Here is a 12,241-nt window from a genome sequence, read left to right on the forward strand (position 1 = left end):
CACCCCGCCTCGCGCCCCCGCACCCGCCTCACCCCCGCGCCACCGCCCCCGCAACCCGAGGCGACGCATACTCCGTGCCGCACACGAACCGCATCACCGGCCCGAACGAAGCCGCCGCGGGCAACCCCGTGAAGTGCAGGCCCCGCACCGACGACCCGTACCCCGCGTCCAGCCGCGGCGCCCCCCGCGTCACCGCCAGGTCCGCCCGCAGCTCGTGCCCGAGGAAGTCCAGCGCCGCCACGTCCGTCCGGTAGCCCGTCGCGGCCATCACATGGTCGGCGGACAGCTCGCGCTGCGCGCCCCGCCCCCCGCTCAGCGTCAGCACCGGGCGGCCGTCCTCCACCCGCGCGCCCTCGATCCGGCGCCCGTCCGTCACCTGGATCCGCCCCGCCAGGAAGCGCTCGCGCAGCCACCACGCGCCGAGCGGCCCCAGCACCCGGCGCACCAGGTAGTGGCGCGCGGGCGCGGGCAGGCGGCGTACATGCGTGGCGTGGTACGACAGCGCGTACAGCGACCAGGCCCGGCCGAACGGCGACTCGGGCCGCAGCCGTGACTGCCGGTCGGGGGCGTCTCCGAAGGACACCGCGCCCGGCCCCCGCGCCACGATCCGCACCGACGCCGCACCCGCCTCCGCCAACAGCACCGCGTTCTCCAGCGCGGACTGCCCGGCGCCCACAACGATGACGTCCTGCCCCGCGAAGCGCGACAGGTCGCGATGGAATGAGGCGTGCGAGATCGGGCCGTTCGCCGAAAGACCTTCCGGCACCGCCGACGCCAGCTCGCGCGGCATCCGCGCCAGGCCCGCCAGGCCCGTCGCCACCACGACCGCCCGCGCCACGAACTGCTCGCCCGAGTCGAGCTTCAGCTCGAAGCCCTCACGCGACCGGTCCACGGACACCACGCGCACCTGCTCCAGATCCGGCAGCAGCTTCCGGGCGAACCACTGCCCGTACTCCACGAACGTCTCCACCGGGATCACGTCCCAGTCGGACTCGTACCGCCGCTCGCCCGTCTCCGCGCAGAAGTCGATCAGATCGTGGCCCGGCTGCGGGGCGTCGATGTTGGATGCCACCGGCGTCGACTTGAGCAACATCCCGGCGGGCATGTTCTCGCGCCAGCTCACCATCGGTGAACCGAACACGCGGACCGGAATGCCGCGGGCCCGCAGATGGGCCGCGGTGGACAGGCCGTAGGGCCCTGCCCCGATGACCACTACCGGACGGATCACGTAAAGTCCCCTCCCCTGGGTGTCAATTACTCGGCCTTGCCACTGACACCGTCGCTCGCCGGCCGCACCTTGACCGCGGGATCCCGGCGAGCGGGACGCGTGCCCCGCCACATCTGGTAGAGGTGCTTGACGCCCGGCCCCACGAGCCGCGCCAGCATCGTCAGGAACGGCCCCATGTCGTCCGCCGCGAACCACGCCAGCTCCGTGCTGTCCGCGCGGGCGGGCGCGTGCGGCGTCGTATAGCCGCTGCGGCGGTACGCGACCAGAGCCGCCAGATCGATGTTCTCCACGACGTACCGGTGACCGGCCCGCTGCTCACCCTCCGTGACCTTGCGCCCGGTCAGATGCAGATGCTGGGCCCGTACGACGTCGATCCCGGCCTCGTTCTCGAAGAGCCGGAACTGCGCGCCCATGCGCGGATTGAAGTCGAGCAGCTTGTACTGCCCGTCGCGCCGGTCGAAGCGCAGATCGAGGTCGACCACCCCGCTGAAACCGACCTGCTTGATGAACTGCGCCGCGATCTCGGCGAGTTCGGGATTGTCCACGACGTACGCACTCGCCGTCATCCCCGCGTGCGGCGGCCAGGACCGCACCTTGACCCCCGTGAACATCGCCAGCGCCGTACTGTCCGCGTCGAAGTAGGCGTGGACGATCCAGTCCTCCGCCTCCTCGCGCGGCAGATACTCCTGCAGGATGACGCCCGGACGCTCGCCCCAGCCGCGCGCGAGCGCGAGCAGCTGCTCGGGCCCCGCTATGCGCGTCGTGCCACTCACCGCGGGCTGCCTGCGGCGTACGAAGGCCTCGCGGTTCTTGGCCACCACCGGGAACCGCGCCACCGCGGCGTACGCCTCCACATCGGCATACGACTCGGGAAACACCGCGGCGGGCGACGGCACCCCGTGCTCGACACACAGCTCGTGCAGCCCCTGCTTGCTGGCGAGCCTGCGCGGCAACGGCGCGTCGACGCGCGGAAAGAGGAAGGGCCCCGCGAGGGCGTCCTGGTGCTCGGCGATCAGCACGGCCGCCTCTTCGTCGGTGGGCAGCAGCACCGTCGGACGGCCGATCTGGCGGCCGATCCGCAGCAGTCCGTCCACCAGTCGCTCGGGGTCCTCCGTGCCGGTGGTCGGCCAGACGAAGGCGCGCTCCAGATAGCGGGAGCGTGCCGCCGGGGTCCACCGGTCCTCGGTGATCGCGTACATGGGCACACCGAGTCGCCCCAGACTGCGGATCGCCCCCACCCCGCCATGGTGCAGCGGATAGTTCCCGATCTTCACGATCAGCCCGGGTACGTCCCGGTCAGCCGTGAGTAACGCGCTCCGGCTCGCCACCTGTCCCCCCTAGCGGGCATGGCCCACCCCTGCCCATTGCCCCAAAGGACGCTAAGCCGGAATTCCGCATTCCAGCAAGGCTTTTCCGGACATTGCGAACTCTTTAGGCACTGCCATGCCGGGCGACAGCCACGTAACGTGTTCCTCTCACGACCTGGAAAGCGAGGCAGCACCGATGCCCGAGCAAACCGCGCTCGACCTGGCCGAAGGCGACCTCTTCGGCCCGCACAACCTCCCGTACGGCGTCTTCTCCACCCCGGACGAGCCAGAGCGCCGCCGGGTCGGCGTCCGTATCGGCGGCCATGTGCTGGACGTGGGAGCGGCCGCGCTCGTCCTTGGCTCGCCGTACGCCGCGCTGCTCGCCCGGCCCACCCTCAATCCGCTGCTTGCCGCGGGCCGCACCGCGTGGCGCGACGTGCGCCGCGCGCTGACCGCCTGGGTGACGAGCCCGGCGCACCGCGCCGAGATCGAGCCCCTGCTGCACCCCCTCACGAACGTCACGCTGCACCTGCCGTACGACGTCGCGGACTACGTCGACTTCTACGCGAGCGAGCACCACGCCACCAACGTCGGGAGGATCTTCCGGCCGGACGGGGACGCGCTGACGCCCAACTGGAAGCATCTGCCGATCGGTTACCACGGCCGGTCCGGCACCGTCGTCGTCTCCGGCACGGACGTGGTGCGCCCGTCGGGCCAGCGCAAGGCCCCGGCCGACCCGGCGCCCGTCTTCGGCCCGTCCATCAAGCTCGACATCGAGGCGGAGGTCGGCTTTGTCGTCGGCACCCCCTCCGAGCAGGGCGCACCCGTCGCGCTCAGCGACTTCCGGGAGCACGTTTTCGGCCTGTCCCTCCTCAACGACTGGTCGGCGCGGGACATCCAGGCCTGGGAGTACGTGCCGCTCGGCCCGTTCCTCGGCAAGTCCTTCGCGACGTCCGTATCGGCGTGGGTGACCCCGCTGGAGGCGCTGGAGGCGGCCCATGTCGCGCCGCCCGCCCGGGACTTCCCGCTGCTGCCCTATCTGGACGACGCGGACGAGGAGGAGCCCGGCGGCTTCGACATCCGTATCGAGGTGCGGATCAACGGCGAGGTGGTCGCCGAGCCCCCCTTCTCCACCATGTACTGGACGGCCGCCCAGCAACTGGCCCAGATGACGGCCAACGGCGCGTCGCTGCGCACGGGCGACCTGTACGGCTCGGGCACGGTCAGCGGCCCGGCCGCCGAACAGCGCGGCTCCCTCCTGGAGCTGACCTGGAACGGGCGTGACCCGCTCGACCTGACCAACGGCAAGCGCACGTTCCTGGAGGACGGCGACGAGGTCACTCTGACGGCGTGGGCGCCGGGCGCACACGGCACGCGGGTGGGCCTGGGCGAGGTGTCCGGGCGCATCAGGCCGGCAGTCTGATGCCGACCGTCCTCTCCCTCCCCGAGGAACTCCTGCTGCTGGGCCTGGACCCGCAGCGGGCCAAGCCGCGTGTGCGGATGCGGTACGTCGAGTACGGCGTGGCCGGCGCCATACTCGCGGAGCTGGAGCTGAGCGGCCATGTCACGGAGGAGCACGGCCGGATCCAGGTGGTCAACCCCTCGCGTCCGCCGACCCGGTCGCGGCCCAGGTGCTGGCGAGCCTGCCCGCGCCGGGCAAGGGCCGCCGGGGCAAGGGGGAACGCACGAAGGGCTGGGTAAGGAGCGCCGGGCGGCACATCACGGAGCTGTACGTGAACCGCCTGGTGGAGCGGGGCGCACTGCGCCGGGAGACGCGCCGGTTCCTGGGGCTCTTCCCCTACCACCGCCACCCTGCGGGCCCGGAGGACTCGTCGGCGGCGGTGTGGCAGCGCCTCGCCGCGTCGATCCGCGTCGATCCGCGCCGGCTCCCCGTCTCCGGACGGACGCGACCGGGCCCTCGCGGCCCTGCTGTCGGCGACCGACCTGGCCAACAGGTACTACCCGGGCTTCGCCGCCCGAGCGACCCGCTCCACCCTGCGCCACCTGGCCCGCGAGCAGTGGCAGGCGGTTGCGGTGCACCGCACGGTCAAGCAGGACAAGGCGACGACGAGCGGGGCGAACGGCGGAGGGGACGGGGACTGAGGTGCGGGTGCGCGTGCGGGATGCGGGTGCGGGATGCGGATGCGGGATGCGGATGCCTGCGGCGCCCGGCCCCGCGCAGCGGCACCCGCACCCGCACCCGCACGCAGCGCACCCCATCCGCCCCCCGGCTCACCCCTCCGGCGGCTCCGCGTCGTCCCACTCGGGCTCCCGCCCCCAGTCCAGCTCCGGGTCGTGCCCGGCCTCCACCTCAGGCACCGGCCGCGCAGCAGGCACCGGCGCGACCGGGGCAGTCACCGCGGCCGGAGCGACCGGGGCAGTCACCGCGGCCGGGGGCGTAGGGCCGGAGCCCGGGGCCCGCGCCGCGCCCGGGGCCGACTCCGCTGCGCCCGCCGAGTCCGCGCACCCGGCCAGCACCTCCAGCACCCCTTCCGCGTACGTGGCCAGCTTCTTCTCGCCGAGCCCGGCGATGCCACCCAACTCCCCCACGGACCCCGGCCGCGCAGTCGCGATCTCCCGCAGCGTCGCGTCGTGGAAGACGACGTACGCCGGGACACCCTGCTCCCGCGCCTGCTCCGCCCGCCACGCCCGCAGCGCCTCGAACACCGGCACGGCCTCCGGGGCCAGCTCGGCAGTCGCCGCCGCGGCCTTCGACTTGCGCTCGCCCTTCGAGGACCCGGTCCGGGCAGCCGCCGCCGGCTTCGTCTCCTTGCGCAGCCGCACCTCACGCTCCCGGCTCAGCACGGACGCGCTGTCCTCGGTGAGGACGAGCGTCCCGTACTCGCCCTCGACTGCGAGCAGCCCCTGCGCCAGCAACTGCCTTACCACGCCCCGCCATTCCGCCTCGGCCAGCTCTTCGCCGATGCCGAAGACCGACAGCTGGTCGTGGTCGAACTGGATCACCTTGGCGGTCTTGCGCCCCATCAGGATGTCGATGATCTGCCCCGCCCCGAACTTCTGCCTGCGCTCCCGCTGCAACCGCACCACTGTGGAGAGGACCTTCTGCGCGGGCACCGTCCCGTCCAGCGTCTCGGGCGGGTTCAGGCAGGTGTCGCAGTTCCCGCAGGACGACACCGTGGGGTCCTGGCCGAAATAGGCCAACAGCTGCGCCCGCCGGCACTCCGTGGTCTCGCAGAGCGCCAGCATCGCGTCGAGATGGGACGCCGCACGCCGCCGGAACGTCTCGTCGCCGTCACCGCCCTGGATCATCTTGCGCTGCTGCACCACGTCCTGGAGCCCGTACGCCATCCATGCCGTCGACGGCATCCCGTCGCGGCCCGCGCGGCCCGTCTCCTGGTAGTAGCCCTCGACGGATTTGGGCAGGTCGAGGTGGGCGACGAAGCGCACGTCGGGCTTGTCGATGCCCATGCCGAAGGCGATGGTCGCCACGACGACCAGGCCCTCCTCCCGCAGGAACCGGGACTGGTGCGCCGCGCGCGTCCCCCCGTCGAGACCCGCGTGGTACGGCACGGCCTCCACGCCGTTGCGGCAGAGGAACTCCGCCGTCTTGTCGACGGAGTTGCGCGAGAGGCAGTAGACGATGCCCGCGTCCCCCGCGTGCTCCTCGCGCAGGAAGGTCAGCAGCTGCTTCTTCGGGTCGGCCTTGGGCACGATCCGGTACTGGATGTTGGGTCGGTCGAAGCTCGCCTCGAAGTGCCTGGCATCGGGCATCCCGAGCCGCTGGGTGATCTCCTTGTGCGTGGCGTGCGTCGCCGTCGCCGTCAGGGCGATCCGCGGCACGTCCGGCCAGCGCTCGCCCAGCACGGACAGGGCCAGATAGTCGGGCCGGAAATCGTGCCCCCACTGTGCGACGCAGTGCGCCTCGTCGACCGCGAACACGGAGATCTTGGCCCGGCCCAGCAGGTCCAGCGTGGAGTCGAGCCGCAGCCGCTCCGGAGCCAGATAGAGCAGGTCGAGCTCCCCGGCGAGGAACTCCGCCTCCATCACGCGCCGCGCGTCGAAGTCCTGGGTGGAGTTGATGAATCCGGCGCGCACGCCGAGCGCCCGCAGCGCGTCGACCTGGTCCTGCATCAGCGCGATCAGCGGCGAGATCACGATGCCGGTACCGGGCCTGACCAGCGCCGGGATCTGGTAGCACAGCGACTTTCCGCCGCCGGTCGGCATGAGCACCACGGCGTCCCCGCCGTCCACCACATGCTCGATGACATCCGCCTGCGCCCCACGGAACGTCTCATACCCGAAGACGCGGTGCAGCGTCCGCAGCGCGTCGCTCTCCGTCACGCCGCCGATGTCACCCGTCGCGGTCATCCCTGCCATACCAGCCGTCCCGTTCATCGCACTGTCCCCCCGCACCTGGTCCTTCACCCCCACCCACGGTAGAGGCACGCACTGACAACCCGGACCAAAAGCCGCCGCCCGGCACCCCTCCCTCCGAGATCCGAGATCCGAGAGGAGAAGCGCCGGGCGGCAGAACCACACCGATCACACAGGCCGAGTGAACCTCGCTCAGCGTACGAAGACCCCCGCCTGGCTGGCCAGGTCCAGGAAGTACTGCGGAGCCACACCGAGGACCACCGTCACCGCCACACCCACCGCGATCGCCGTCATCGTCAGCGGCGAGGGCACGGCGACCGTGGGGCCGTCCGCCTTCGGCTCGCTGAAGAACATCAGGACGATCACCCGGATGTAGAAGAACGCGGCGATCGCCGACGAGAGCACACCGACCACGACCAGCGCACCCGCGCCGCCCTCGGCCGCCGCCTTGAACACCGCGAACTTCCCGGCGAAGCCGGAGGTCAGCGGGATACCGGCGAAGGCAAGGAGGAACACCGCGAAGACCGCGGCCACCAGCGGCGAGCGCCGTCCGAGCCCCGCCCACTTCGACAGATGCGTCGCCTCGCCACCCGCGTCGCGCACCAGTGTGACCACGGCGAACGCGCCAATCGTCACGAAGGAGTACGCCAGCAGGTAGAAGAGGACGGACGAGATGCCCTCGGGGGTGGTCGCGATGACACCGGCCAGGATGAACCCGGCGTGCGCGATCGAGGAGTACGCGAGGAGCCGCTTGATGTCGGTCTGGGTGATCGCGACGATCGCGCCGCCCAGCATCGTGACGATCGCGATGCCCCACATCACCGGGCGCCAGTCCCAGGTGAGGCCCGGCAGGACGACGTACAGCAGCCGCAGCAGCGCGCCGAAGGCGGCCACCTTGGTCGCCGCCGCCATGAACCCGGTGACCGGGGTCGGGGCGCCCTGGTAGACGTCCGGGGTCCACATGTGGAACGGGACCGCGCCGACCTTGAAGAGCAGGCCCATGAGGATCATCGCGGCGCCGATGAGCAGCAGCGCGTCATTGCCCATGGTGTCGGCGAGCGCCGGGTCGATCTGCTTGACCGAGCCGTCGACGATGCCCGCGATCTTCGCATACGAGACGGAGCCCGCGTACCCGTACATCAAGGCGATGCCGAACAGCAGGAACGCCGACGAGAAGGCGCCGAGCAGGAAGTACTTGACCGCGGCCTCCTGCGACATCAGCCGCTTGCGGCGGGCGACGGCGCACAGCAGGTACAGCGGGAGCGAGAAGACTTCCAGCGCCACGAACAGCGTCAGCAGGTCGTTGGCGGCGGGGAAGACCAGCATCCCGGCCACCGCGAACAGCATGAGCGGGAAGACCTCGGTGGTGGTGAACCCGGCCTTGACGGCCGACTTCTCACTGTCGCTGCCCGGGGTCGACGCGGCCTGCGCGGCGAAGGAGTCGACCCGGTTGCCATGGGCGTCCGGGTCGAGCCTGCGCTCGGCGAAGGTGAACACCGCGACCAGCGAGGCCAGCACGATCGTGCCCTGAAGGAAGAGCGCCGGGCCGTCGACGGCGATGGCGCCCTCCGCCGCGATGTGTGCCTTGGTCGTGCCGTATCCGGCGGCCGCGAGCCCCACGATCGCCGCGAAGGCGGCGGCGAGGGCGACGACCGACAGGAACAGCTGGGCGTAGTAACGGGCCTTGCGCGGCACGAATGCCTCGACAAGTACGCCGATGACGGCCGCGCCGATGACGATCAGCGTCGGTGACAGCTGCGCGTACTCGATGTGCGGGGCCGTGAAACCGTCCGCGGCGCCGGGCGCCGCGACGGTTGTCCACAGGCTGTGGACAGCTGATGCGCTCACTTGGCCGCCTCCACCTCGGGCTTGGGGTCCTTCTTCTGGACGTCGGACATGGTGTGCTTCACGGCCGGATTGACGATCTCGGTCAGCGGCTTGGGATAGACGCCGAGGAGGAGCAGCAGCGCGATCAGCGGGGCGACGACCACGAGTTCACGGATCTTGAGGTCGGGCATCGCCTTGACCTCGGCCACCACGGGGCCGGTCATCGTCCGCTGGTAGAGCACGAGCGAGTAGAGCGCGCCAAGGACGATGCCCAGCGTCGCGATGATCCCGGCCACCGGATAGGCGGCGAACACCCCGACCAGCACCAGGAACTCACTGACGAACGGCGCGAGTCCGGGCAGCGACAGGGTGGCGAGGCTGCCGATGAGGAACGTCCCCGCGAGCACCGGGGCGACCTTCTGCACTCCGCCGTAGTCGACGATGAGCCGCGAACCGCGCCGGGTGATCAGGAAGCCGGCCACCAGCATCAGCGCGGCAGTCGAGATTCCGTGGTTGACCATGTACAGCGTCGCGCCCGACTGGCCCTGGCTGGTCATCGCGAAGATGCCCAGCACGATGAAGCCGAAGTGCGAGATCGAGGCGTACGCGATCAGGCGCTTGATGTCGCGCTGGCCGACCGCGAGCAGCGCACCGTAAATGATGCTGATCAGCGCGAGGACGATGATCACGGGCGTCGCCCACTTCGAGGCCTCCGGGAAGAGCTGGAGGCAGAAGCGCAGCATCGCGAAGGTGCCGACCTTGTCGACGACCGCGGTGATCAGCACGGCGACCGGGGTGGTCGCCTCGCCCATCGCGTTGGGCAGCCAGGTGTGCAGCGGCCACAGCGGCGCCTTCACCGCGAAGGCGAAGAAGAAGCCGAGGAAGAGCAGCCGCTCGGTGTTGGTCGCCATCTCCAGCGACCCGTTGGCGCGGGCCTCGGCGATCTCCGCGAGCGAGAAGCTCCCGGCGACCACGTACAGACCGATGACGGCGGCCAGCATGATCAGGCCGCCGACCAGGTTGTAGAGGAGGAACTTGACGGCGGCGTACGAGCGCTGGGTGGCCGCCGCCCCGTCGGTGCCCGCGTGCGCCCGGTCCCCGAAGCCTCCGATGAGGAAGTACATCGGGATGAGCATCGCTTCGAAGAAGATGTAGAAGAGGAAGACGTCGGTGGCCTCGAAGGAGAGGATCACCATCGCTTCGACCATCAGGATCAGCGCGAAGAAGCCCTGGGTGGGGCGCCAGCGGGAACTCTTGGTCTCCAGCGGGTCGGCGTCGTGCCAGCCCGCCAGGATGATGAAGGGGATCAGCAGGGCGGTGAGCGCGATCAGCGCGACGGCGATGCCGTCCACGCCCAGCTCGTACCTGACCCCGAAGTCCGGGATCCAGGCATGCGATTCGGTGAGCTGGTAGCGGTCGCCGCCGGGCTCGAAGCGGACGACCACCAGGGCCGCCAGCACGAAGGTGCCCAGCGAGAAGGCCAGCGCCAGCCACTTCGCGGTGGTGCGGCGCGCGGCGGGGACGGCGGCGGTCAGGACCGCACCGACCGCCGGGAGCGCCGCGGCCGCGGTGAGCAGTGGGAAGGACATGGTGATCAGACCGCCCTCATCAGCAGGGTCGCGGCAATGAGGATCGCCGTACCGCCGAACATCGAGACCGCGTACGTGCGGGCGTAGCCGTTCTGCAGCTTGCGCAGCCGGCCGGAGAGCCCGCCGAACGAGGCCGCCGTGCCGTTGACCACCCCGTCGACCAGCGAGTGGTCGACGTACACGAGCGAGCGGGTGAGGTGCTCGCCGCCACGGACCAGGACCACATGGTTGAAGTCGTCCTGGAGGAGATCGCGCCGGGCGGCCCGGGTGAGCAGCGAGCCGCGCGGGGCGAGCACCGGGACGGGCCTGCGCCCGTACTGGAGGTACGCGACCGCGACCCCTGCCAGCAGGACGACGACCGTCAGCCCTGTGATCACCGGCACGCTGATCGGCGGGTGCGGGTGCTCGAACTGCGTGACTGGCTCCAGCCAGCCGACGAAGCGGTCGCCGACGCTGAAGAACCCTCCGGCGAGGACCGACCCGAAGGCGAGCACGATCATCGGAATCGTCATCGACTTCGGCGACTCGTGCGGATGGGGCAGCTCGCCGGGGGTGGCCCCGGCGACGGGCTCGACATCGGCCGTCTTGTCCACGGCGGGGGCCGGCTGCCAGCGCTTCTCGCCGAAGAACGTCAGGATCATCACGCGCGTCATGTAGTACGCCGTGAGGCCCGCGCCCAGCAGGGTCACCGATCCGAGGATCCAGCCCTGGGCGCCGCCCGAGGCGAAGGCCGCCTCGATGATCTTGTCCTTGGAGAAGAAGCCGGACAGTCCCGGGAAACCGATGATCGCGAGATAGCCGAGGCCGAACGTCACGAACGTCACCGGCATGTACTTCCGCAGGCCGCCGTACTTCCGCATGTCGACCTCGTCGTTCATGCCGTGCATGACCGATCCGGCGCCGAGGAAGAGGCCCGCCTTGAAGAAGCCGTGCGTCACCAGGTGCATGATCGCGAAGGCGTAACCGATCGGGCCGAGGCCCGCCGCCAGGATCATGTAGCCGATCTGCGACATCGTCGAGCCCGCCAGGGCCTTCTTGATGTCGTCCTTCGCGCAACCGACGATCGCACCGAAGAGGAGCGTCACCGCGCCGACCACCACGACCGCTGTCTGCGCGTCGGGCGCCGCGTTGAAGATCGCGCCGGACCGGGTGATGAGGTAGACGCCGGCGGTCACCATGGTCGCCGCGTGGATGAGGGCCGAGACCGGGGTCGGGCCCTCCATCGCGTCGCCGAGCCAGGACTGCAGCGGTACCTGCGCCGACTTGCCGCACGCGGCGAGCAGCAGCATCAGGCCGATGGCCGTCAGCTTGCCCTCGCTCGCCCCGCCGTCCGCGCTCGCTTCCAGGACCGGCCCGAAGGTGAAGGTCCCGAAGGTGGTGAACATCAGCATGATCGCGATGGACAGCCCCATGTCACCGACACGGTTGACCAGGAAGGCCTTCTTGGCGGCGGTGGCCGCGCTGGGCTTGTGCTGCCAGAAGCCGATGAGCAGGTACGACGCCAGACCGACGCCCTCCCAGCCCACATAGAGCAGCAGGTAGTTGTCTGCGACGACCAGCAGGAGCATCGCCGCGAGGAACAGGTTGAGATAGCCGAAGAAGCGGCGGCGGCGCTCGTCGTGCTCCATGTAGCCGATCGAGTAGATGTGGATCAGCGTGCCCACACCGGTGATCAGCAGAACGAAGGTCATCGACAACTGGTCGAGCTGGAAGGCGACATCCGCCTGAAATCCCTCGACGGGAATCCAGCTGAACAGCTTCTGGTGCATGGCGCGGTCCTCGGCGCCCTGGCCCAGCATGTTCAGGAACAGCACCGCGCCGATGACGAACGACGCGGCCGAGAGCACCGTGCCGAGCCAGTGGCCCGTACGGTCGAGCCGCCTGCCGCCGCACAGCAGCACGGCCGCTCCGAGCAGGGGCGCCGCGACAAGCAGCGCAATCATGTTCTCCACGTT

Annotated in this window: 7 protein-coding genes and 1 pseudogene; 2 read left to right on the top strand and 6 right to left on the bottom strand. The window is 70.6% G+C overall.

Features of this window, described 5'->3' with window-relative positions; translation table 11 throughout:
* Positions 1 to 28: 28 nt before the first annotated feature.
* Positions 29 to 1,228 carry an NAD(P)-binding domain-containing protein gene (locus tag QMK30_RS23110; protein ID WP_283520209.1) on the bottom strand — a complete coding sequence of 400 codons (1,200 nt, stop codon included), beginning with the start codon at positions 1,226 to 1,228 and terminating at the stop codon, positions 29 to 31.
* A gap of 26 nt (positions 1,229 to 1,254) precedes the next feature.
* Complete coding sequence (locus tag QMK30_RS23115) at positions 1,255 to 2,556, bottom strand: carboxylate--amine ligase (RefSeq protein WP_283520210.1); 1,302 nt, start codon at positions 2,554 to 2,556, stop codon at positions 1,255 to 1,257.
* 175 nt (positions 2,557 to 2,731) lie between these two features.
* On the opposite strand from QMK30_RS23115, the gene fahA reads away from it, so the two are divergent.
* The gene (gene fahA / locus QMK30_RS23120) at positions 2,732 to 3,958 is read left to right on the top strand and encodes a fumarylacetoacetase (RefSeq protein ID WP_283520211.1); all 1,227 of its coding nucleotides are present in this window, start codon (positions 2,732 to 2,734) and stop codon (positions 3,956 to 3,958) included.
* A gap of 77 nt (positions 3,959 to 4,035) precedes the next feature.
* Positions 4,036 to 4,349: pseudogene (locus tag QMK30_RS23125) on the top strand (GOLPH3/VPS74 family protein); the annotation flags it as partial.
* Positions 4,350 to 4,767: 418 nt separating this feature from the next.
* Here the strand turns inward: QMK30_RS23125 and recQ are convergent.
* The 4 genes from recQ to nuoL all read right to left on the bottom strand — a co-directional run bounded on the left by recQ (position 4,768) and on the right by nuoL (position 12,238).
* On the bottom strand, positions 4,768 to 6,873 hold the full coding sequence (gene recQ, locus QMK30_RS23130) for a DNA helicase RecQ (RefSeq protein ID WP_283520212.1): 2,106 nt from the start codon (positions 6,871 to 6,873) through the stop codon (positions 4,768 to 4,770).
* A 189-nt stretch (positions 6,874 to 7,062) separates the two neighbouring features.
* The gene (nuoN, locus tag QMK30_RS23135; RefSeq protein WP_283520213.1) at positions 7,063 to 8,718 is read right to left on the bottom strand and encodes an NADH-quinone oxidoreductase subunit NuoN; all 1,656 of its coding nucleotides are present in this window, start codon (positions 8,716 to 8,718) and stop codon (positions 7,063 to 7,065) included.
* Complete coding sequence (locus tag QMK30_RS23140) at positions 8,715 to 10,286, bottom strand: NADH-quinone oxidoreductase subunit M (RefSeq protein ID WP_283520214.1); 1,572 nt, start codon at positions 10,284 to 10,286, stop codon at positions 8,715 to 8,717. Before QMK30_RS23140 ends, nuoN begins: the two co-directional genes overlap by 4 nt.
* A 5-nt stretch (positions 10,287 to 10,291) precedes the next feature.
* On the bottom strand, positions 10,292 to 12,238 hold the full coding sequence (nuoL, locus tag QMK30_RS23145) for an NADH-quinone oxidoreductase subunit L (protein WP_283520215.1): 1,947 nt from the start codon (positions 12,236 to 12,238) through the stop codon (positions 10,292 to 10,294).
* Positions 12,239 to 12,241: the final 3 nt, after the last annotated feature.

This window comes from Streptomyces sp. H27-C3 (genome assembly GCF_030063415.1).
In the GTDB taxonomy this organism is placed as follows: Bacteria; Actinomycetota; Actinomycetes; order Streptomycetales; family Streptomycetaceae; genus Streptomyces.